Genomic DNA, 22,467 nt, shown 5'->3' with positions numbered 1-22,467 from the left:
TTTTCGTATTGTTATTGGGCTACTACCACTCTGGGGAAACGAATAATTTTATCTCCCAATTTATAGCCCTGTTGCACTACGTCAATAATTTTTCCACTCATTTCAGGGGTAGGAGCAGGAATTTGCGTAATAGCATCGTGTAGCTCACTGTCAAACGCATCGTTTGCAGCCACTTCTATTCTTTCCAAACCTTTGTTTTTCAAGATGCCTATCAGTTTATTGTAGATAAGTTCCACCCCTTTGCGCGTCTGCTCATCAGCCGAAGTCGCCAAATCTGCCAAAGCTCTATCAAAATCATCTACTACAGGTAACAAAGCCGACAAAATGTCCTGCCCTGCTGTTTTAAAAAGCTCTATACGCTCACGGCTCGTACGCTTTTTATAGTTTTCAAATTCAGCAAACAAACGCAAATATCTGTCGCGTTCTTTTGCCAAAAGATCTTCACAATCTTCCGTTTCATTACCAATTGTATTACCTGTATTAGTAGCGTTTTCAGCAGTCTCAGCACTTGTGCCTTCAGCCTGCAAGTCCTTATCTTTGTTATCTTCTGTATTCATTATATTATATTTTATTTTGAGTTTTTTTTATGTTGATGCTGTCCAAAAGTCTTTAATAGTAACAATTGCACCGCACAGAGGCTGGTACGGGCGATTGGCAAATCGCCCTCACAAAACAAAACTTTCCGAACAATCTCCGCTTATTTATTACAAAATCTTTGCCATATTACAATATATGACAAAATGGCACGCACTGTCAGTTTCGTGTAGCTCGTATTACGGAGACATTCGTTCCAATATCCAGTCATACTCATCAGTCAGCCGATAGCGCAAGCGGTCGTGCAAGCGGTTAGGGCGTCCTTGCCAAAACTCCATTGATACAGGGCGTACCAAGAAGCCCCCCCAATAGTCAGGTCGGGGTATTTCCTTTCCCTCATATAGTCCCTCAAGGCGTTTTAGTTCCTCTTCCAGATGTGCACGTGTTACCACCTCACTCTGGCGCGATACCACAGCCCCTAACTGACTGCCCACTGGGCGCGAATGAAAGTAATTATCCGATGTTAGTGCCTCTACACGTTCAGCAATCCCTTTAATGATAATCTGCCGTTCCAATGAAGGCCAAAAAAACGACAAACACAAGTGCGGATTTGCAGCAATAGCTCTCCCTTTTTCGCTTTCGTAATTGGTGTAGAATATAAATCCCTCATAAGTGTATTCTTTTAGTAGTACCACCCGTGTTTTGGGAAATCCGTCCAAGCCTATTGTTGCTACCGACATTGCATTCGCTTCCTCCACACTATCAGCCTCATCAGCTTCATAAAACCACGTTTGGAATAGCTGCATAGGGTTTTCGGGTACATCACTCTCCAAGAGTTCTCGCTTTTCGTATGTCTTTCGGTAATTACTTAAATCCATATTTTTATATTTTTAGTTCTAAATTCAAGAGTCTATTACAAAACAAATAATCAAGCACTTTTATTCATATTGTAGGGGCGATTAGCAAATCGCCCTCACAAAACAAAACTTCTTAAAAATACCTCTTGATTTATCAATCATCAGAAAAAAGAGGCAAGAGTTTCCTCTTACCTCTTTATAGATTTTTTGGGTGTAAGTTGCTACTATTAATAGAAAGTACTGATATTTTCTTTTATCTTAGCGTTGTTTTCTAATGATTTAAGTATAGACTGAGCAGCGCGTTCGGTACGTATTTTTTCTATTGTCTCAGCATACACTTTATAATCATTAGTAGCAGGAGCTACTGTAGCCGAAGTAAGTTGTATTACATACACTGCGTTTTCACCTTCTATAGGCTTAGAAATAGCACCTTGTTTTAGTCCAAAGGCAGTACCCACAACTCTTGGCTCACGACCTTCACCTATGATGATAGGGCTACTCATTGTTAACCCTGTAGCTGTTTTTACAGTAGCACCATTAGCCGAAGCGATAGCCTCTAAGCTGCCACCTTTTGCTTTATCTTTTAGAATTTTAGCTTTCTTTTCCTTGATGAGGATAGGTTTTACAAAAGCAGCAACATCTTGCACTTCGCTCAATCCTTCTTCACCTTTTTTTACCAATTGAGCCACTACATAGTTTCCATTAGTAGTAAACATTTTAATATCACCCACTTTGGTATCCTTTTCGTACAACCATTGTACAATAGGACGATTAGCCCCCAAACCGATAATTTGATCATCATTTTTGTGCAAGTTATCAGCACGAAGTACCGATAGTTCAGAAGCTTTTGCTACACTACCAAATTCTTTAGGTTTTTCACTCGCCTTCATTTGGAAAGTAGTAGCTTTAGAGAATAGCGAACTAAGAGTAGCATCCGAAGGGTCTACCTTACGACTTATAGTAGCAATATTCACCGCTTCAGCCTTGTCAGTTACTTTTACTACGTGAAAACCAAAATCAGTTTCCACCAAACCAATAGTACCTACAGGGTTAGAAAAAGCAAATGTCTCAAAAGGTTTAACCATAGTACCTTTCACAAAGAATCCAAGGTCACCAGCACTATACATTGCACCAGGTTCTTCCGAATTGTCCCGTGCCAATTGGTCAAAGTCAGCACCAGCAGCTTTAGCTTGTGCCAATAGTTCTTCAGCCTTAGCTTTAGCTTCTTCTTTAGAGCGTGTAGTATTAGGAGTAGCAGCTTGGCTACCTGTGTAAGCAATAAGTATATGGCTTGCTTTTACAGCTCCTGCCGGTTCTTTAGCCACCATACGGCTTATTTTAATGCTACCGTCTTCTTCATAAGGACCATAAATTTTCCCTACGCCCAAGGCAAAAAGTGTATCAGCATAAGCCGAATTGATTTTGTCTTTAGTTACGAAAGTACTGTCATAAGCCTTGTCAGAATATCTATCCACAAAACTTTTTATCTCTTTAGTAGTAGCAAAACCAGGAACCGTATCGTTACTTTGTTTTTTAACGTTGTATACCACCTCAGGTTGCAAAAGCTTTTCAATACCACTTTTTGCTTCAGCAAGGTCAGCATCCGATGGTTTTTCGTTTATCACAATATATTGAATATTGCGGTAAGCCTCTTGTTTAAATTGTTTTTCGTGTTTTTTAATGTAGTCTTTTATCTCGCTATCGCTCACTTGTATAGTTTTATCATCTATAGAGCTGTATTGCAGAGCCACATAGTTAATGTCAGCCAAGTCTTTTTCTTGGTGATAAGCAATTTCAGCTTCAGTATCAGTAGCACCTAAGCCAGCGCGGATAAGGTTGATATACATTTGTTGTTTAGCTCCTTCAATCAAAGCGTTTTCTTGTATTTTCCACTGGCTGTAAGCATCAGGATTCTGAGTTTTTAGCGTACTCAAGTACGTTTGAAATTTTACAGCGTCAAACACACCGTATTCATTGGTAAATTGAGGATTTTTAGCCAAAGGCGTTTTTTCCAAGATAGAGATGATTTGGTCTTTCTCTACGCTCAATCCCAATTTTTCAATCTGTTGGTTCAACAATATTTGCTGAACGTTTTGTTCCCATACATATTTAGCTGCTTCAATGCTACTCGCCTGTCCATTAGCTTGGTGAATAGCGTTTTCCACTTGCAAACGAAAAGCGTCAATAGGCACATCTTCGCCATTTACCGTACCAATTTCGGTAGGTTGAAGTCTGCTAAACCTCCCTTTTCCTATAAAGTCTGAAATGATAAAAGCAAATAGTGCAAGCCCTATAATCGCAATCAGGAATACAGTCTTACTTCTAATTTTCTCAAGTACTGCCATTGTTTATAATATTTATAAAAGTATAAAATTGTTTAGTGTTATCAATCAAACCGCAAAATTAATACTTTTTATTGAAACACCAAAAAAATAATGTTATTTTTCATCACAAAGTCAATTATTTACTTTACCACTTTTAGTAGCTAATGTAATATCACTCCATTATTTTTTGAGTAACAAGTGGGTCATATCTTTTATTTTACGATTATTTGGTATAACAACTATAACACAGAGGTGTAGCTACAGTTACTTTTCTCTCTTCACCACAACAATGACAATAGTTTTTAAAATAAAAATTGTAATTACTCTCCTTTAAAAACTATTGTCATTAAGCATTAGTGGTTAGATTACAGCTCGCACCTAACCACTAATTCAAAATTCAGAATTCAAAATTCCCTTTACCCAATCAGTTCGGTAAGAAAGCTATCTGTATCTTTATTGTTGTAAAAAGCACGTATTTCTTCAGCGTTTTCTTTTAGCAACGTTCTGATAAACTTGTCATAGGTAGTTTTGCGATCTTCCAAAAAGCCTTTAAAATAACGCTCACTCACCTCCATACCATTAGCTTTTTCAATTTTCAGCAGTCGCTCGTAAAGTGGCGCTATATGTTCGTTGATAAGACTTTTGGGTAGAGCCTTGCGGTACGATACAAAAGCTGTAATTTCGTCTTTCTCATTGCGAATAATCTCAAAATTAGTAATTACCCAATAGTATTTACCACTTTTTGATAAGTTCTTAATGATAGCGTGAAAGTTCTGCCTACCTTTTAGGTTTTCCCACAGTATTTTAAACACTACTTTAGGCATATCGGGGTGGCGTATTAGGCTATGAGGCTGGTCGTATAGTTCAGCTTCTGTATAGCCCGATACTTCCTGAAAAGCCTCATTACTTGCCATAATATGCCCGTGTTTATTCGTGCGACTCATCAAGGTAGAGCGCTTGTCCCAAATCACCTCCTCGTCTATAGGGGTAGGACGCTTTATTGTAGGAGTTTCTGTCATTCTCTAATGCTATGTGTAATCTTTGTAAAAGTTTTAGTAAACATCTTCTATTTCCGTAATGACTAACGCCCTAATCTACGCAACCATTGGTTCATATCTACCTCTTTGGCAATTACTGCCTGTAGTTCAGGTATAGCAATACGTTGTTGTTCCATAGTATCGCGGTGGCGTAGTGTAACCGTATTGTCTTCTAAGGTTTGATGATCTACAGTGATACAGAAAGGCGTACCTACCGCATCTTGACGGCGATAGCGGCGACCAACCGCATCTTTTTCGTCATAAGCCACCGTAAAGTAGTATTTCAGTTCGTTTACAATTTCTTCAGCTTTTTCAGGTAATCCATCGCGCTTTAGTAGCGGCAGTACAGCTACTTTAGTAGGAGCCAATACAAAAGGCAATTTTAGCAATGTACGTGTATCGCCACTTTCTAATGTTTCTTCCTGAAGAGCATTCGAGAAGATAGCCAAGAACATACGGTCTAAGCCAATAGAAGTTTCCAACACATAAGGTGTGTAGCTTTCATTCGTTTCAGGGTCAAAATATTGTAGTTTTCGTCCAGAATATTTTTCGTGGTTACCCAAGTCGAAGTTAGTACGAGAATGGATACCTTCAAGCTCTTTGAAGCCAAATGGGAAGCGGAATTCTATATCGCAAGCTGCATCGGCGTAGTGAGCTAATTTTTCGTGAGGGTGAAAACGATAGTTTTCTTCGCCCAAGCCCAACGAAAGGTGCCACGCAAGGCGCGTTTGTTTCCAATAGTCATACCATTGTTGTTGCGTACCAGGTTTGATGAAGAACTGCATTTCCATTTGTTCGAACTCACGCATACGGAATATAAATTGGCGTGCTACGATTTCGTTGCGGAAAGCCTTTCCTGTTTGAGCAATTCCAAAAGGTATTTTCATACGTCCTGACTTTTGAACGTTCAGGAAGTTTACAAAAATACCCTGAGCCGTTTCAGGACGAAGGTACAAATCCATTGAAGCATCAGCCGAAGCACCTATTTTGGTACCAAACATCAGGTTGAATTGCTTTACATCAGTCCAATTGCGAGAACCTGTTTCGGGGTCAGCGATTTCTAATTCTTCAATGAGTGCTTTCACATCGGCAAGGTTATCCGTTTCTAACGATTTAGCCAAGCGCGATAAAATTTCTTGTCCGCGTTGTTTGTATTCTAGTACGCGAGGGTTAGTAGCTAGAAATTGTTCCAAGTCAAAAGCCTCACCAAAGCGTTTTTGCGCTTTAGCAACTTCTTTTTCAATTTTTTCGTCCAATTTAGCTACGTAATCTTCTACCAACACATCGGCGCGGTAGCGTTTTTTAGAGTCTTTATTGTCAATCAGAGGGTCGTTGAAAGCGTCTACGTGTCCTGAAGCCTTCCAAGTAGTAGGGTGCATAAAGATCGCGGCATCAATACCCACGATATTTTCGTTTAGTTGCACCATAGCGCGCCACCAGTAGTCGCGTATGTTTTTTTTAAGTTCTACACCATTCTGACCGTAGTCATACACAGCACTAAGCCCATCGTATATTTCGCTCGAAGGAAAAATAAAACCGTATTCTTTAGCGTGAGCGATTACTTTTTTAAACAAATCTTCAGTTTTTGCCATTGTAATTATAATTATCTTTTTTTATATACATCTTTCCGATGTCCTATTGTTACAACCTCTATAGTTATTTTTTAGGATATTCCATTTTTCTTTCTTTTCTCTTCTAATCGTTTTAAAACTATATCTAAAGGAACTTTTTCCTGTCCTTTAGCAGCTTCAAATTCTTGAATATCCATCATATCTTCATACATTTCTGTAGCACTTAGCAAATAGTTATATTCATCTGCCGAAATAATTGCAATTCCATCGCCATTACTATCTGTTAAAATTTGCGGTATAGGTATATTTTGTAATGTTGCATTCATATTTCTTTATGTTTTTATTTGCAAAGATATAAAATAATTCTGAAATCAGAATCCAAAATTCATAATTTTACTTCATAGCCTCCAATCGCTTTATCTCATCGCGGTATTGGGCAGCCTTCATAAAATCGAGCTCTTTAGCTGCAGCTTCCATTAGTTTGCGAGTTTCTTTAATTTTTTTCTCCAATTCTTTAGCACTATAATATTCAGCTTTGGGTTCAGCGGCTTTAGTGGTGGCAAAGGTAGGGTCGTAATGAAATTCACTGATGGGGCTCTTGCTAAGGCTGTTCTCTATCTTCTTGTGCAGTGGCTGTGGTGTGATGCCGTGAGCCTTGTTGTAGTTCATTTGTTTTTCACGCCTATAGTTAGTATCATCAATAGTGCGCTGCATACTGTCAGTTATCTTGTCGGCGTACATTATGGCTTTGCCGTTCACGTTACGTGCTGCCCGTCCTACGGTTTGGGTAAGCGAGCGGGTAGAGCGTAAGAAGCCTTCTTTATCAGCATCAAGGATAGCCACAAGCGACACTTCGGGCAGGTCTAACCCCTCACGTAGCAGGTTTACCCCAATGAGTACATCAAAGAGCCCTTTGCGGAGGTCTTGCATAATCTCTACGCGTTCCAAAGTATCCACATCGCTGTGGATATAGCGGCATCGTACCCCTATGCGGGTAAGGTATTTGGTGAGTTCCTCAGCCATACGCTTGGTAAGGGTTGTTACGAGTATGCGCTCGTCTTTCTCTACGCGCACTTGTATTTCTTCTACAAGGTCGTCTATCTGATTTTGGCTTGGGCGCACTTCTATTTCGGGGTCAAGTAGTCCTGTAGGGCGTATCACTTGTTCCACGTATACCCCTTGTGCTTTCTGTAGCTCGTAATCAGCAGGGGTAGCACTCACGTATATCACTTGGCGCTGCAAGGCTTCAAACTCTTCAAATTTCAGCGGACGGTTGTCCATAGCTGCGGGCAACCTAAAGCCGTATTCCACCAAGTTTTCTTTCCTACTGCGGTCGCCGCCATACATAGCGTGCACTTGGGGCACCGTTACGTGGCTTTCGTCTATTACCATCAAAAAATCATCAGGAAAATAGTCTATAAGGCAGAAAGGGCGCGTACCAGCCTCACGCCCATCTAAATAGCGCGAGTAGTTTTCAATACCCGAACAATAGCCCAGTTCGCGTATCATCTCAAGGTCAAATTCAGTGCGCTCTTTTAGCCGTTTAGCCTCTAAGGGTTTCCCCGATGCTTCAAAGAATTCCACCTGTTTGGTCAGGTCTTGCTGAATGTTCCATATCGCCTTTTGCAGAATATCAGGCGAAGTAACAAACATATTAGCAGGATAAATGTTCAGACTGTCGTAATGGTCTAAAATATGGTTGGTAGTAGGGTCAAATTGTTCTATTTCTTCAATTTCATTGCCAAAGAAGTGAATGCGAAAAGCGTTATCATCATACCCTGGGAACACATCCAGCACATCGCCTTTGATGCGGAAATTGCCGTGCCTGAAATCGGCAGTAGTGCGAGCGTAGAGACTTTGTACAAGCCGATGCATCAGTTTAGTGCGGGGCATTGTATCACCCCGTTTAATGGTAATCACATTCTTCTGAAATTCCACAGGGTTACCAATACCATAGAGGCAAGATACAGAGGCTACCACGAGCACATCGCGCCTGCCCGATAGTAAGGCAGAAGTAGTGCTAAGGCGCAGTTTTTCAATCTCATCGTTGATAGAAAGGTCTTTTTCAATATAAGTACCCGTAGTAGGGATATAAGCTTCAGGCTGGTAATAGTCGTAGTACGATACAAAGTATTCTACCGCATTATTAGGAAAAAACGCCTTAAATTCCGAATACAGTTGGGCGGCAAGCGTTTTGTTATGAGCCAGCACAAGGGTAGGGCGTTGTACCTGCTCTACCACATTGGCAATGGTAAAAGTTTTACCAGAACCCGTAACGCCTAATAGCACTTGGTATTTGTCGTTTTTTTCTATGCCTTCTACTAATTGTTTGATAGCTTGAGGCTGGTCGCCTGTAGGGGCAAACTCAGAGACTATAGAGAATTTCATCGGTGTTGATAATTTGGTGCAAAGATACGAAATAATGATAAATGACAAATCATCTTACCAATCAAAAGTCATAGATAAGCGAAGGATAAAAATGGCACCAAGGTAGCACCAAAGTAGCACCAAGATAGCACTTGCTATTTGTTATTATTTTACTATCTTTGCCAAAAAATAAAAGAGGTTGTTTGAAAGGTTTTGTTTTGTGAGGGCGATTTGCTAATCGCCCCTACAATATGAATAGAAGTGATTATTGGGCACAAGCTACAAGCTTGCGCCAGCGGAGGGGAGAGAATTTTGAATTTTGAATTCTGAATTTTGAATTGTGGGACGGGTGCGACAAATGGGACAAATGGGACAGGTAGGACGGGGGAGAGAATTGTGAATTGTGAATTGGGCACAAGCTACAAGCTTGCGCCAGCGGGGGGTAATATATCATACTAACTCCGAAGAATTAAGAGATCATTATATAAAGATTTTTGAAGAAGCAGGAATTACTAATTTTCAATTTAAAATAACAAAATAGTATGAATGACTATGTAAAAATATCAGGTTTTGAAAAGATTGAAGGTGTAGAAATACTATATTTACAAAAAACAGAGAAGTATGATTTTTTCAAAATAGTAAATGCACAAAAGCCTTTATTAGCGACAAAAGGGGGAGTTGTTGAAGATGGCTGTTTCATAATAACACCTGAAGGAGATATGTTTTTCTCTGTCCAATATCATTTGGATATAGAAGGATGGCGAAACCAACTAAAAAGAAGTGCTGAATTATTACATATATTGGTAGGCTGGATTGATAAGGAGTCTTTTATTCTATCAGATGGACGTTCTTACCTTCTAAGAGAGTGTGAGGTAACAACTGATTTTAAAAATCACCATAAAGGGTAATGTATCAGATATGTTGTTAAAATTACAACAACTTACTAATCAGTATAATACAAAAGAATTGCCCTACTATTTTTCTTTATACACCATAGAGAAAAGAGTTTTTCAAGCCTATAATGCGCTCTAAATAGTGCGAGGGGAATTGGCAAATTATGAATTTTGAATTCTGAATTTTGAATTGTGGGACGGGGATGGAAATAAAGTAACATTCCCCCCTACCCCCCTTTCAAAAGGGGAAAATGCTGCAGTTGTGCTATTTGTGAGGAGCGATTGTGGGAGCAATGGGAATAATGGGGTGTGAGCTACACGGGCAATTATGGGAGCTATGGGAGTAATGGGATGGGTGAGAGTGCGGGCGGCAAAGGGAATTATGAATTCTGAATTTTGAATTGGGCACAAGCTGCAAGCTTGCGCCTGCGGGGGGATTTTTGCTAAGTATAAAAAGAAATTGAGTGATAGATTGCAAAGATAATTATTTTTCTGTATTTTTGCCGCAATCTATTTAAAAGTACGATTGTGGCACACACATTGTCGTCAAAGTTAAACATATCACACAAATTGATTTTTAATAACAATAAGTATTCAGAAAAATAAATCATTATGAGCACCATAATATTAGAAAAAGTAGAAATAAAAGAAGCTGATTTTCATCTGTTTGAAGAGCTATTTAAAAAGTTTAAGGTAAAATATCAGGATATTGCAGCTAAAAAAAATAATACAAGAATTTCCAAAGAAACATTTTTTGCAAGAATAGATAAAGCACGCTCCCAAGAGGGAAAAATAATTAGTGATGAAGAAATGGATAAAATGTTGTTAGGATAATGGAAATACAAGAGGAAAAAAACTATATAACAACCTATTCTGAAGAGTATTTAAAAGATATAAAGAAATTTACCAAAGGAGGTAATAAGCAAATACTTTCTAAAATAGCAGATTTTCTAAAAGAACTTAGAAAAACACCTAAGAAAGGTACAGGAAAACCTGAAGCCTTAAAAGGATATGGAGTAAGAGATGTATGGTCAAGGGAATTATGAATTATGAATTTTGAATTTTGAATTGGGCACAAGCTGCAAGCTTGCGCCAGCGGGGGTGTGGCACAATCATAATAAAGAAAAGATATGATACCCTTTAAATCAGCAAAATAACGAATATGAATAAAATAGACATTATATTAGCAGTAATCTTGGGTTTTGGCTTAGTAAGGGGCTATATGCGAGGACTTATTATAGAAATGGCTTCGCTACTGGCTATTGTAGTAGGTATTTATGGGGCAATACACTTTTCGTTCTATACCGCTAATCTGTTAAGTAATATATTTTCTGTAGAAAAACAAACCTTAGAGGTCATCGCCTTTGTCATTACCCTCTTGGTAATGATGCTACTGCTGATGACTCTCGCCAAAATTATTACTAAAATGCTCAAAGATGCCGAATTAGGCTTCCTAAACCGCTTGGCAGGGGCACTCTTTGGTATGCTCAAAGCTGCCGTCATTATAGGCTCTTTGTTTTTGTTCTTAGAACGTACTTTGCAAACCGACAAATGGCTGTCGGGAAGTTTGCTAACCGAATCTGTGCTCTATGCCCCCGTAAAAGGCATAAGCAATATGGTGTATGATAAGGTGTTTCCTAAATAATTTAAAATACTTATTTTTGAATGAGAGGACTTGTGTATAAATCTACAGGGAGCTGGTATACCGTAAAAGAAGAAAATAGCGGAGTGTTTTACCAGTGCCGCATCAAAGGAAAAATGCGCCTAAAAGGTATCAAAAATACCAATCCTGTGGCAGTGGGCGACTATGTAGCTTTTCAGCAAGAAGAAGGACTGCAAGGGGTGATTACAGCCGTTGAGGAACGACAAAACTACATCATTCGCAAGTCTGTAAACTTATCTAAGCAAACGCATATTATCGCTGCCAATATAGACCTTGCTTTCTTGGTTGTTACGCTTAATAATCCGCCTACTTCCACTACTTTTATAGACCGCTTTTTGGTTACCGCTGAGGCTTATAGCATCAAAACTGTTTTGCTATTCAACAAAGTAGATACCTACACCCCCGATGAATTGGCAGAAGTGAAGTACTTGGCACAGTTGTACCGCAAGGTGGGCTATGAATGTATAGGCATTTCGGCTACTACAGGCAAAAATATAGAAAAAGTAAAAGAAACGATGCGGGGCAAAACCTGTGTGGTATCGGGACATTCTGGGGCAGGAAAATCTACACTCATCAACGCTATTGCGCCCCAATTGGCACTCAAAACAGGCGAAATATCTCTACAACACCAGCAAGGACAACACACTACCACCTTTGCCGAAATGTTCGACCTTCCCTTTGGAGCTCACATCATCGATACCCCCGGCATTAAAGGCTTTGGTATGGTAGAAATAGACAAACACGAGCTCACCGATTACTTTCCAGAATTCTTCGCCCTAAAAGAAGACTGCAAGTTCAACAACTGCTTGCATACCGATGAACCTCATTGCGCCGTGAAAGAGGCATTAGAAAATGACGAAATTGCTTGGTCACGCTACAAAAGCTACCTGCAAATATTGGAAGGGGACGAGGAGAGTTACAGAATTATGAATTACGAATGATGAATTTGGCAAAGTTTTTGTGCCTAAAGAAATTATGAATTATGAATTTTGAATTTTGAATTTGGTAGGTTCTGAAATTTTGTGAAAAGGTATGGGGCAATCTAATAACTAAAGACTAATAACTAACATAGAATGAAACAATTAAGTATTTTAGCAGCAATTTTAGTAACGTTAATAAGTAGTGTAGCCGTAGGGCAAAACAACGAATTGCCTTTTAAAAATGGTGAATGGCTTCGCTTTAAGGTAAAGTATAGCATTTTCAATGCAAGCGTGGCTACTTTGCACGTAAAAGAAGAAATGTACAACGGCGAAAAGGTATTTCACGCAGTGGGCTATGGCAAAACTACAGGGTTGGCGCGGGTATTCTTCAAGGTGGAAGATTTTTATGAAAGTTATTTTGGCATCACCGATGGCAAACCTCGCCTTTTTGTGCGAAATATTTACGAAGGAGGCTATACCAAGCACCTCAAAATGTACTTCAACCACAGCAACAATAAAGTAAAAATAGACAATGTAGAAAATGGACAAAGCACCGAAATAGCTTTCCAACCGGGATTGCAAGATGTAATTTCGGCATTTTATGCATTGCGCAATTATCCCAATGTGGATAAAATGAAAGCAGGCGACCAAATTGTGCTGGACGTTATTTTTGACGATGACGAAATTTACAAATTCAAACTAAAACTATTAGGTCGCGAAACGATAAGCACTGAATTTGGTAGTGTTAAAACACTGAAATTCTGCCCTATAGTGCAAGACGGACGCGTGTTTAGAGAAGAAGAAGGCATCACAATGTGGATAACAGACGACAAAAATAAAATACCCGTGAAGCTAAAAGCAGCCTTGCGTGTAGGTTCTATGACTGCCGAGCTGGACGGTTTTAATTATTTGAAATACGAAACAAATTTAAAAAAATAAGAAGAAATATTAGGTAATATAAAAAAAATACGTATATTTGCAGTCCAAAATATAATATTTTATCCGTAAAAAATATAACGCTATGAAAAACTTCATTTTAATGTTTTCGGTCTTGCTAGCAGTGAGCACCTACTCGCAAGACATAAAAAAGTTAACGAAACTCGCCGAGAAAGGCGATGTACAAGCTCAGGCGGAATTGGCTGATGCCTATTTTAATGGTAAGGGGGTGAATCGCTCTTATCAGGATGCAGTAGTGTGGTTAGAAAAAGTAGCCGAGAGTGGTGATGCTAAAGCACAATATCAATTAGGACAATGCTATTTTATAGGACAAGGAGTAGCAAAATCTGAAGAAAAAGCAGCTGAATGGTTTGAAAAAGCTGCAAATGGCGGTAATGTAGATGCGCAACGCCAATTGGCATTGTGCTACCGTGATGGTAAAGGAGTAGCTCAATCTACTGAAAAATACTACCAGTGGATTGAAAAAAATGCAGATAAAGAAAGCCCCGAAGTACAATTGGCTCTCGCTAAAGCTTACCAAACTGGCGATGGTGTTGCTAAAGACTTGCAAAAAGCACGTTCTTGGGCACAAAAAGCTGCCGCTAAAGGAAATTTAGAAGCTGAATACCTTGTGGCTTCTTGGGCGTACGAAGCTAATCCTAATAGTGGAGACGCTTTGCAACAATTGATGAAAGTAGCTGAAAAAGGAAACCCCGATGCTCAATATACAATAGGGATGGCTTACTTGGAAGGAAAAGGCGTACAAAAATCTGAAGAAAAAGCAATAGAATGGTTTGAAAAAGCAGCTGCTAAAGGCAATCCTGATGCAGCTTACAAATTGGGTAATTATTATTTTTATGGCAACAGTCCGCTAATACCTAAATTTTATAAAAAAGCAATAGAGTACTACACTCGCGCTGCTATTAAAGGCAATGCCGATGCGCAACGCCAGCTGGCTGTATGCTTATATAATGGTATAGGCGAATCTCAATCTTTCCGCGATGCGTTTAACTGGATATCAAAATCAGTAAACAGCAGCCCTACCCCTGTGAGCGAAAACAACTTAGGTGTGTGCTACGCTACTGGTAATGGTACACGTCCTTCACCACAACAAGCTATAGACCTTTTCCAAAAAGCAGCCGATGAAGGAGATGTAATGGCCCAGTACAATTTAGGGGCTATATTTTTAGAAGAGGCTACTTTAGATGTAAGAAAAGGATTTGAATACCTTGAAAAAGCCGCTAGCAAAAACAATTTGTTGGCTCTCAAAAAACTAGGTGATTTGCACTACAATGGTAGATATACTAATATATCACACACTCGTGCTTTTGAGTACTATCTGAAAGCTGCTCAAAAAGAACCCCTACAACAAAACGAGTCGCTAGAGTATTTCTATCAACAAGAAAACGAAGCCTATGCTGAGGTGTTATACCTACTGTCGCAATGTTATGCCAATGGTAAAGGTGTGAAAAAATCAGAAAAAGATGCCGCTGAATGGGCTGTAAAAGCTGCTAATTTAGGTAATCAAACAGCATTTGATTATTTGTTGAAGAGAGTAGAAGCTAATGACCCTAAAGACCCACCAACTCCTGAAATGATTTTGGCAGTAGCCGATGGTTATTACTACGGCAAATTGGTTAGAAAATCAACTGAAAAAGCTTTTGCACTATACGAAAAATTAGCAAAACAAGAAAATACAACAGCTCAAAAACGATTGATAGAGTTTTATTTAGACGCTAAAAACCCACAAAAAGACCAAGAAAAAGCAATTGCTTGGCAAGAAAAAGTAGCTAAAAAAGGCGATGCTGAAACACAATACAACTTGGGTAAATACTATATGACTATGGTACCCGATACCAATACTAATACAACTGAAAAAGGCAAAGCACAAGCCTCCCAAGCTAAAACAAACACAGCTACAACTGCAGTAGCAAGCACTACTACAGCTACTCATCGCGGTATGCCATCACACCGTTCGGCTGTTAAAACAGGTTTGAAACCTATAGCTAAGCCAAAAACACCTATGAAACGTTTGAATGAAACAAAAGGTTTGCTATGGCTTAATAAAGCATCTGAACAAAACTACGTAGAGGCTCAAGATGAATTAGGCAATTTCTACAACGACAAACAAGAGTATGCACAAGCATTCAACTTTTACCAAAAAGCAGCTAACAACAATTCTGCTATAGGTTGTTTCAAATTGGCTAATTGTTACTATAATGGTACAGGTACTGAACGTTCTTTTGAGCGTGCAGCAGAATTGTACAAAAAATCAGCGCGACAAGGTTACGCATTGGCTCAATATCGTTTAGGACACTGCTACTTCCACGGCGAAGGCTTAAAACAATCGGATAGTCGTGCTGCTGATTGGTTTGAGCAAGCTTGCGACAATGGTGAACAACGTGGTTGCGAAATGCTGAAAGTAGTAACTAAAAAATAAGTTTTTCATAATAAATTAAGAAAAAAGAACTGCTCACAACGGCAGTTCTTTTTTGTTGAGTATTATATAGTTCTAAAGAATTAATCATTAATCATTGACTATTAAACATTATTTCGTACCTTTGCACCGATTAACTTTTTATGAAGAAATGAGAAAAATTACATTACTTTTTGCATTACTACTATTTTGGCTAAGTGGCTTTGCCCAGCAAGGCGGTATGTGGTTACCTTCGCTGTTGGAAGGTATGAACGCTAAGGAAATGAAATCCTTGGGAATGAAAATGTCGGTAAAGGATATTTACGAAGTAAACAAATCGAGCCTAAAGGATGCTGTACCTCACTTTAATGGGGGCTGTACTGCTGAAATGATTTCCAACAAGGGCTTACTGCTTACTAATCACCATTGTGGGTATTCGCAAATACAATCACATTCTACACTGGCTAATGATTACCTTACTTACGGTTTTTGGGCTAAAAAACAAGAAGAAGAACTACCTAATGAAAACCTGAGAGTTACTTTTATCGTTCGGGTAGAGGATATTACCTCTAAAGTACTAGTAGATACCGAAGCTTTGGTGAATGAGGAGGCGCGTACCGCAAAAATAGAGAGTAATATCAATAATGTATTGCGCAACACACCTAAAGAGGCGTGGCAAGAGTGTAGAGTTCGTGCTTTTTACGAGGGCAATCAGTACTTATTGTTTATCGTAGAAACGTTTAAAGATGTGCGTTTGGTAGGGGCTCCTCCATCCTCTATTGGCAAATTTGGTTCGGATACGGACAACTGGGTATGGCCAAGGCACACGGGCGACTTTGCTCTTTTCAGGGTATACGCTGATAAAAACAATCGCCCTGCGGCTTACTCTAAAGATAATGTACCTTACAAACCTAAGCATTATTTCCCTATATCATTAAAAGGGGTAAAAGAGGGTGATTTTACAATGGTGTTTGGCTACCCTGGTCGCACCCAAGAGTATTTGCCTGCTATAGCTGTGGCACAAATGGCAGATGTGATAAACCCTATGAAAATAGGGATACGCGATGTGATACTGAAAACACAAGACAGCTTTATGCGTAACGATCCTGAAATAAAGATAAAATACGCCTCTAAATACGCTAGTATTGCCAATTATTGGAAAAAATGGATAGGTGAAGCACAAGGGCTTAAAAAATCGGGGGCTGTAGCGATAAAGCAAAAGCAAGAAGAGGAGTTTAAAAAAGATATAGAATCTCACAGCCGAAAGGCAGAATACGGAACTGTATTGCCGGAAATGGAAAAACTCTACGCCCAAGCGCTTGACTATTCGGTAGCGAGTGATTTGTTTTCGGAATTTATGCGGCATATAGACTTGCTAAACAATGGTTATAAAATTATGCAGCTGCAAAACGTGCTTTTGCAACGCGGTGAGGAAGCTTTTAACGAGAAAAAAGCTGAATTGTTGCAAAGTTTTAAAACCTCATACAAAAACTATGACAAAGCAGTGGACAAGGCTGTTTTTGAAAAGGCAGTGGCTTACTACGCTAAAAATATGCCTAAACAGTTTTTACCTCCTAACTTACAAAACTTCAACGCTAAACTGCTAACAGGCAAATTGTACAACAATTCATTTTTGGCTTCTTATGAAGGAATTGAAAAGACACTACAGCTGCCTGAATCGGCTTTTAAAGGTATCTTGAAGAAAGATGTGGGTATGCAGTTTATACAGCAAATTGTAGAATATTACTTTGTAGAGGTTGCCTCGCCTTATCAGGAAATTACTGATAAATTGGCAGGGTTGCAGCGCAAGTATATGAAAGGTATCTTGGAATTTGCTACACCTGAAGACCGTATTTTCCCCGATGCTAATAGTACTTTGCGGGTTACTTATGGCAAGGTGGAAGGTTATTCGCCTGCTGATGCTGTAAAATACGAACCTTTTACTTATTTGGACGGGGTAATGGAAAAATACATACCTAACGACTACGAATTTGATGTACCTGCAAAGCTGCGCTACTTATACGAGCGGAAAGAATATGGCATTTATGGCAAAGATGGCAAGATGCCTGTATGCTTTATAGCTACTAATCACACTACCGGAGGCAACTCAGGTAGCCCAGCGATTGATGCTAAAGGGAACTTGATAGGCTTAAACTTTGACCGTGTGTGGGAAGGCACAATGAGCGATGTGTATTACGACCCTAAAATATGTCGTAATATAATGGTGGACATCCGGTATATACTTTTTATCATTGATAAATATGCCGATGCAAGTTATCTGATAGATGAAATGAAGATTATAAAATAACATACAACAAAATGGCTACCACAAGGCGTGATTTCTTGAAATACTTAGGTTTTGGTACTGCAGCTGCGGCATTGGCGAGCTGTGAAGGGGTTGTGCATAAAACTATCCCTTACCTTATTCAACCAGAAACTATCGTACCTGGTGAAGCGAGCTATTACGCTACTTGTATAGCTAACGGACAGGACTTTGCCAGCGTATTGGTAAAGACGCGTGAAGGCAGACCTATTTTTGTAGGGAACAACCCCGAAGCCTTAGCAGGCAAGGGAACCAATGCGCGGGTATTGGCTTCGGTGTTGGGCTTGTATGACGAGGGCAGGAAGCACCCTAACAGCGAACCTGCCCAATGGGATAAGCTAAACCAAGAAACCATAGCTGCCCTAAACAAAGCCAAAGAAGAGGGCAAAGAGATTGTGCTATTGAGCCACACTTTGGCAAGCCCATCAGCCTACGCTCTGCTGGCTGCCTTTAAAGAAAAATATCCTACTTTTAGACTTATAGAGTATGATGCTGTTACTGAACATCACGCTCTAGATGCTTTTGAAAAACTTTATGGTGAGCGCGCTTTGCCTGACTACAATTTTGGCAAAGCCTCGCTTATCGTTTCATTTGCAGCCGACTTTTTGGGCGACTGGTACGCAGGGGGCTATGAAGCAGGTTATGCGCAAGGACGTATCCCGAATAAAGAAAATGGGATGTCGCGCCATATTCAAATAGAAGCGGCTATGACTATCACGGGAGCCAAAGCTGATGAACGCATTGCCCTTGCCCCCAGCTCGCAATACATAGCCTTAGCTAAACTTTACAGCTACCTTACGGGCGAAAACGTTGATACCGAATACAAGCTATCGGCAACTATAGACCGCCGTATGCAACAGCTGGCACAGGAGCTGAAACAAGCTGGCAGCCAAGCGGTAGTGGTTACAGGAATGTCTTCGTGGCAGGCACATTATATCACCTATTGTATCAATGAACAATTGCGCAGCGAAGCTTATAGCACAGCTACCCCCGTACTGACAAAGCAAGGTAACCCCCAAGCCCTATACGAGCTCACTTACCTGATGCGCGACAACAAGGTGGGGGTGCTACTTATCAACGAGCTAAATCCTATTTTTAGTTCTTCTATGGGTAAGCGGTTTGCCAACGAGCTACAAGAGGTACCTTTTACGGCTACTTTCGGCTTAAAACCTAATGAAACAAGCGTACTAACGAAATATTTTGTTCCTACCTCACACTATTTAGAATCGTGGGGTGATGTTGTCTTTAAAAAACATCATTACGGACTGATGCAGCCTGTGATACGTCCGCTTTTTGGTACGCGCCAATGGCAGGACTGTATGTTGCAATGGATGGGCAGTGCGCAAACCTATTACGATTATATAAAAGCCTATTGGGAAAATAACCTACTAAAAGGCAAACGCTGGGAAGAGGCTTTGCAAAATGGCACTTATGTGCAAGAAGCGGCTACCGCAGCACTGAAACCTCGCCAATGGGTGGAAGAAGAGGGAGTTGCGACTCCCCTATTGGGGCTTACTTTTGTAAATACTGAAATACCTGCTCATAAGGTAGAACTTACACTATATTCATCGGTAGCAATGGGCGATGGGCAGCAAGCGAGCAACCCTTGGCTGCAAGAGCTTCCCGACCCTATCAGTCGCATTAGCTGGGATAACTACCTCAGCCTTTCGCCCTCTGATGCGCAGCGCTTAGGGGTGCGTAATTGGCAAGACAGCAATGGTGCTTTAATGGCGGACAAGGTGTGTATTACTAACCCTAAAGACATCAGCGTTGAAGTACCTGTACTTATACAACAAGGACAAGCCGCAGGCAGTGCTGCTATGGCTTTGGGCTACGGGCGTAACATAGGCTTGCCTGCCGAACTGCAAGTGGGCGTGAATGGTTATCCTTTTTACGAGGCAGAAGATCAGGTACTACGGGTAACGATAAAAAAGGCTGAAGGTACCCACACTTTTGCCTGCGTGCAAGTACAAAAAGACTTGGCAGGCAAAACTGACCTACTGAGGCGTGTTTCGTTAAATGATTTTCTCAACTCGCCTGCCGAGCAGTGGAATCCTCGCCCCAAAATAGCTCCCAACACAAAAAAAACACCTTCGCCACATCATTTCAAGCTATCTATAGACCTGAATGCTTGCACAGGTTGTGCTGCTTGTGTGATTGCTTGTAATGCTGAAAACAATATCCCCGTAGTGGGCAAAGAAGAAGTAGCCAAACAACGCGATATGCATTGGCTGCGCATAGACCGCTATGAAGCTGAGGGCGAGAATGTAGGGTTCCAGCCAATGCTCTGTCAGCATTGCGAAAATGCACCTTGCGAAAATGTATGTCCTGTAGGGGCAACAATGCACGGTGCCCAAGGGCAAAACCAGATGGCGTATAGCCGCTGTGTGGGTACGCGCTATTGTGCGAACAACTGCCCGTATAAAGTGAGGCGTTTCAACTGGTTTGACTATAGCCAAAACGATGCTTTCAACTACCATATGAACAACGATATAGGGCGTATGGTACTGAACCCCGATGTAACCGTGCGTTCGCGTGGGGTAATGGAGAAATGTTCGCTGTGCATACAACGCACCCAAGAGGTGATACTCAAGGCTAAAAAAGAAGGCAAGGCTATAGGCAAAGACGGCTTTAAGAATGTAGTGGCTTGCGCCGCTGCCTGCAATAGTGGCGCAATGGTATTTGGCGATGCCAACGACCCCGAAAGCGATATTGCTGCCGCAACAGCCAGCGACCGTATGTACCAATTATTGGCAGAAATAGGAACAGACCCTAATGTGGTGTACCAAACATTGGTGGTGAATTAATAACTTTGAATATCTATAATAAATGAATACCTATCACAACATCAGCAATGATATAGCACGCCCTATAGAGCGCAAAGCTACTAAAGGTTGGTGGCTTGCCTTTGCAATAGCTTGTAGTGCTGCTGCTTGGGGAGGCTGGTGTATGTGGTTGACCGTAAGCCAAGGGATAGGTGTGTGGGGGCTGAACAACACGGTGCAATGGGCGTGGGATATCACAAACTTTGTATGGTGGATAGGCATAGGACACGCAGGAACATTTATTTCGGCTATATTACTGCTTTTCAGACAACGATGGCGCGTAGCCATCAACCGCTCGGCAGAAGCCATGACTATATTTGCAGTAATACAAGCGGGTATTTACCCCATACTGCATATGGGCAGACCTTGGCTGTTGCACTTTATGCTGCCTGTGCCCAACCAATATGGGTCGTTGTGGGATAATATGAACTCACCCCTGCTATGGGACGTTTTTGCCATAGCTACTTACTTTTCGGTATCGTTGGTATTTTGGTGGGTAGGGTTACTCCCCGACTTTGCTATGCTGCGCGACCGAGCTGTAAAACCTTTGCAACGGCATATTTACGGCATCTTGAGCTTTGGATGGAGCGGGCGAGCCAAAGACTGGCAACGCTTGGAGCTAGTGATGCTACTGCTTGCGGGCATTGCTACGCCTTTAGTAATTTCGGTACACACCATCGTGTCTTTTGATTTTGCTACTTCGGTAATACCGGGTTGGCACACTACTATCTTCCCGCCTTACTTTGTGGCTGGTGCTATCTTTTCGGGCTTTGCAATGGTGAGCCTGCTACTGATTATCTTACGAAAAGTATGCAAATTGCAACAATATATTACACTACAACACATTAACCTTATCAATAGTATCATATTAGTAACGGGGAGCCTTGTGGCTGTAGCTTATCTCACCGAATTATTTGTGGCGCTGCTATCGGGCAACCCTCACGAGTTATTCGTATTCAGCAACCGCGCTACAGGGGCTTATGCTTGGGCTTTTTGGTTGATGGTGGTTTGTAATGTGTGTTTACCACAACTATTATGGCTGAAAAAACTGCGCCAAAGTATTGCTTTTTCTGTATTTATAGCTATTGTAGTGTGTGTGGGAATGTGGTTTGAGCGTTTTGTAATCATAGTAGGTTCGTTGCACAAGGATTATTTACCCTCATCTTGGACACTTTTTAGTCCTTCGTACATTGATATTGGCATATTTATAGGTACTTTGGGACTCTTTTTAGCTCTTTTCTTGTTATACGCACGTACTTTCCCGATGATAGCTCAATGGGAAATAAAAGCTGTAACACCCGTAATTGGAGATAAAGAAGCAGCAAGCAACACCAATAGCGAGACGATAGAATGTGCAACAGCAGAAGAATTGCTATTGACAGTAAGTCAATTAAAAAAAGAGAAAGTTGCTATAAAAGAAGTATATACGCCTTTTGCTGTAGAAGGGTTGGATAAGGCGTTAGGAATAAAAGAGAGTAGATTGGGCAAGGCTACTTTTGTATATGGTTGCTTGGGCTTGCTCTTTGGCAGCTGGCTGTGTTACTATACTATGATAGAGAGCTGGCCTCAAAACTTTGGCGGCAAACCTAACGAAACTTTTTGGCAGAACTTACCTTCGTTCGTACCTATTATTTTTGAATTTATAGTGTATTTTTCAGCTCATTTATTAGTACTTAGTTTCTTATGGCGAAGTAGGTTATTCCCATTTCAAAAAGCTACTAATCCTATCAGAAAAAGTACTGATAATAAATTTGTTATCACGCGGGTGCTGCCTTTAGTAGGCTTGTTGCTATTGGCTTCG

16 protein-coding genes and 1 pseudogene are annotated in these 22,467 nt (G+C 40.5%); 10 read left to right on the top strand and 7 right to left on the bottom strand.

Annotated features, from left to right (window positions below; genetic code table 11):
• Positions 1–11: 11 nt before the first annotated feature.
• The 7 genes from J4N46_RS04260 to uvrB all read right to left on the bottom strand — a co-directional run bounded on the left by J4N46_RS04260 (position 12) and on the right by uvrB (position 8,711).
• On the bottom strand, positions 12–557 hold the full coding sequence (locus tag J4N46_RS04260; RefSeq protein WP_208058271.1) for a nucleotide exchange factor GrpE: 546 nt from the start codon (positions 555–557) through the stop codon (positions 12–14).
• A gap of 216 nt (positions 558–773) precedes the next feature.
• Positions 774–1,412, bottom strand: coding sequence for a pyridoxamine 5'-phosphate oxidase (pdxH, locus tag J4N46_RS04255; protein WP_208058270.1), 639 nt, complete (start codon positions 1,410–1,412; stop codon positions 774–776).
• Between the two features lie 206 nt (positions 1,413–1,618).
• Positions 1,619–3,736, bottom strand: coding sequence for a peptidylprolyl isomerase (locus tag J4N46_RS04250; protein WP_208058269.1), 2,118 nt, complete (start codon positions 3,734–3,736; stop codon positions 1,619–1,621).
• A gap of 395 nt (positions 3,737–4,131) precedes the next feature.
• A complete protein-coding gene (locus J4N46_RS04245; protein ID WP_208058268.1) occupies positions 4,132–4,734 on the bottom strand; it encodes a PAS domain-containing protein in 603 nt (200 codons plus the stop codon).
• 62 nt (positions 4,735–4,796) lie between these two features.
• Positions 4,797–6,344, bottom strand: coding sequence for a glycine--tRNA ligase (locus tag J4N46_RS04240; RefSeq protein ID WP_208058267.1), 1,548 nt, complete (start codon positions 6,342–6,344; stop codon positions 4,797–4,799).
• Positions 6,345–6,415: 71 nt separating this feature from the next.
• Positions 6,416–6,649, bottom strand: a complete 234-nt coding sequence (locus J4N46_RS04235; protein WP_208058266.1) for an XRE family transcriptional regulator — start codon at positions 6,647–6,649, stop codon at positions 6,416–6,418.
• 67 nt (positions 6,650–6,716) lie between these two features.
• A complete protein-coding gene (uvrB, locus tag J4N46_RS04230) occupies positions 6,717–8,711 on the bottom strand; it encodes an excinuclease ABC subunit UvrB (protein ID WP_009415048.1) in 1,995 nt (664 codons plus the stop codon).
• Between the two features lie 521 nt (positions 8,712–9,232).
• On the opposite strand from uvrB, the gene J4N46_RS04225 reads away from it, so the two are divergent.
• From J4N46_RS04225 to J4N46_RS04180, 10 genes and pseudogenes are all read left to right on the top strand, one after another.
• Positions 9,233–9,598, top strand: a complete 366-nt coding sequence (locus tag J4N46_RS04225; protein ID WP_009415478.1) for a hypothetical protein — start codon at positions 9,233–9,235, stop codon at positions 9,596–9,598.
• Between the two features lie 597 nt (positions 9,599–10,195).
• Positions 10,196–10,417, top strand: coding sequence for a hypothetical protein (locus tag J4N46_RS04220; RefSeq protein WP_009415038.1), 222 nt, complete (start codon positions 10,196–10,198; stop codon positions 10,415–10,417).
• Positions 10,417–10,629, top strand: coding sequence for a type II toxin-antitoxin system YoeB family toxin (locus tag J4N46_RS04215; protein ID WP_236013653.1), 213 nt, complete (start codon positions 10,417–10,419; stop codon positions 10,627–10,629). The genes J4N46_RS04220 and J4N46_RS04215 overlap by 1 nt, the downstream gene beginning before the upstream one ends.
• A 116-nt stretch (positions 10,630–10,745) precedes the next feature.
• Positions 10,746–11,228 carry a CvpA family protein gene (locus tag J4N46_RS04210; RefSeq protein ID WP_009416102.1) on the top strand — a complete coding sequence of 161 codons (483 nt, stop codon included), beginning with the start codon at positions 10,746–10,748 and terminating at the stop codon, positions 11,226–11,228.
• A gap of 20 nt (positions 11,229–11,248) precedes the next feature.
• On the top strand, positions 11,249–12,187 hold the full coding sequence (gene rsgA / locus J4N46_RS04205; RefSeq protein WP_009416103.1) for a ribosome small subunit-dependent GTPase A: 939 nt from the start codon (positions 11,249–11,251) through the stop codon (positions 12,185–12,187).
• Between the two features lie 132 nt (positions 12,188–12,319).
• A complete protein-coding gene (locus tag J4N46_RS04200) occupies positions 12,320–13,105 on the top strand; it encodes a DUF3108 domain-containing protein (protein ID WP_009416104.1) in 786 nt (261 codons plus the stop codon).
• Positions 13,106–13,187: 82 nt separating this feature from the next.
• Positions 13,188–15,542, top strand: a complete 2,355-nt coding sequence (locus J4N46_RS04195; RefSeq protein WP_208058265.1) for a tetratricopeptide repeat protein — start codon at positions 13,188–13,190, stop codon at positions 15,540–15,542.
• A gap of 148 nt (positions 15,543–15,690) precedes the next feature.
• Positions 15,691–17,826 carry a S46 family peptidase gene (locus J4N46_RS04190; RefSeq protein ID WP_208058264.1) on the top strand — a complete coding sequence of 712 codons (2,136 nt, stop codon included), beginning with the start codon at positions 15,691–15,693 and terminating at the stop codon, positions 17,824–17,826.
• 11 nt (positions 17,827–17,837) lie between these two features.
• Complete coding sequence (locus J4N46_RS04185) at positions 17,838–20,648, top strand: 4Fe-4S dicluster domain-containing protein (RefSeq protein ID WP_208058263.1); 2,811 nt, start codon at positions 17,838–17,840, stop codon at positions 20,646–20,648.
• A 22-nt stretch (positions 20,649–20,670) separates the two neighbouring features.
• Positions 20,671–22,425 (top strand): annotated as a pseudogene (locus J4N46_RS04180) (quinol:electron acceptor oxidoreductase subunit ActD); the annotation flags it as partial.
• Between the last annotated feature and the right edge of the window lie 42 nt (positions 22,426–22,467).

Source organism: Capnocytophaga bilenii (assembly GCF_017565765.1).
GTDB lineage: Bacteria > Bacteroidota > Bacteroidia > Flavobacteriales > Flavobacteriaceae > Capnocytophaga > Capnocytophaga bilenii.
The sequence above is the reverse complement of the archived record's forward strand: the minus strand, read 5'-3'. Positions and strand labels throughout refer to the sequence as shown.

Coding starts and splice junctions, on each gene's coding strand:
- J4N46_RS04260 (WP_208058271.1), bottom strand. CDS start 557: ATGAATACAGAAGATAACAAAGATAAGGACTTGCAGGCTGAAGGCACA.
- pdxH (WP_208058270.1), bottom strand. CDS start 1,412: ATGGATTTAAGTAATTACCGAAAGACATACGAAAAGCGAGAACTCTTG.
- J4N46_RS04250 (WP_208058269.1), bottom strand. CDS start 3,736: ATGGCAGTACTTGAGAAAATTAGAAGTAAGACTGTATTCCTGATTGCG.
- J4N46_RS04245 (WP_208058268.1), bottom strand. CDS start 4,734: ATGACAGAAACTCCTACAATAAAGCGTCCTACCCCTATAGACGAGGAG.
- J4N46_RS04240 (WP_208058267.1), bottom strand. CDS start 6,344: ATGGCAAAAACTGAAGATTTGTTTAAAAAAGTAATCGCTCACGCTAAA.
- J4N46_RS04235 (WP_208058266.1), bottom strand. CDS start 6,649: ATGAATGCAACATTACAAAATATACCTATACCGCAAATTTTAACAGAT.
- uvrB (WP_009415048.1), bottom strand. CDS start 8,711: ATGAAATTCTCTATAGTCTCTGAGTTTGCCCCTACAGGCGACCAGCCT.
- J4N46_RS04225 (WP_009415478.1), top strand. CDS start 9,233: ATGAATGACTATGTAAAAATATCAGGTTTTGAAAAGATTGAAGGTGTA.
- J4N46_RS04220 (WP_009415038.1), top strand. CDS start 10,196: ATGAGCACCATAATATTAGAAAAAGTAGAAATAAAAGAAGCTGATTTT.
- J4N46_RS04215 (WP_236013653.1), top strand. CDS start 10,417: ATGGAAATACAAGAGGAAAAAAACTATATAACAACCTATTCTGAAGAG.
- J4N46_RS04210 (WP_009416102.1), top strand. CDS start 10,746: ATGAATAAAATAGACATTATATTAGCAGTAATCTTGGGTTTTGGCTTA.
- rsgA (WP_009416103.1), top strand. CDS start 11,249: ATGAGAGGACTTGTGTATAAATCTACAGGGAGCTGGTATACCGTAAAA.
- J4N46_RS04200 (WP_009416104.1), top strand. CDS start 12,320: ATGAAACAATTAAGTATTTTAGCAGCAATTTTAGTAACGTTAATAAGT.
- J4N46_RS04195 (WP_208058265.1), top strand. CDS start 13,188: ATGAAAAACTTCATTTTAATGTTTTCGGTCTTGCTAGCAGTGAGCACC.
- J4N46_RS04190 (WP_208058264.1), top strand. CDS start 15,691: ATGAGAAAAATTACATTACTTTTTGCATTACTACTATTTTGGCTAAGT.
- J4N46_RS04185 (WP_208058263.1), top strand. CDS start 17,838: ATGGCTACCACAAGGCGTGATTTCTTGAAATACTTAGGTTTTGGTACT.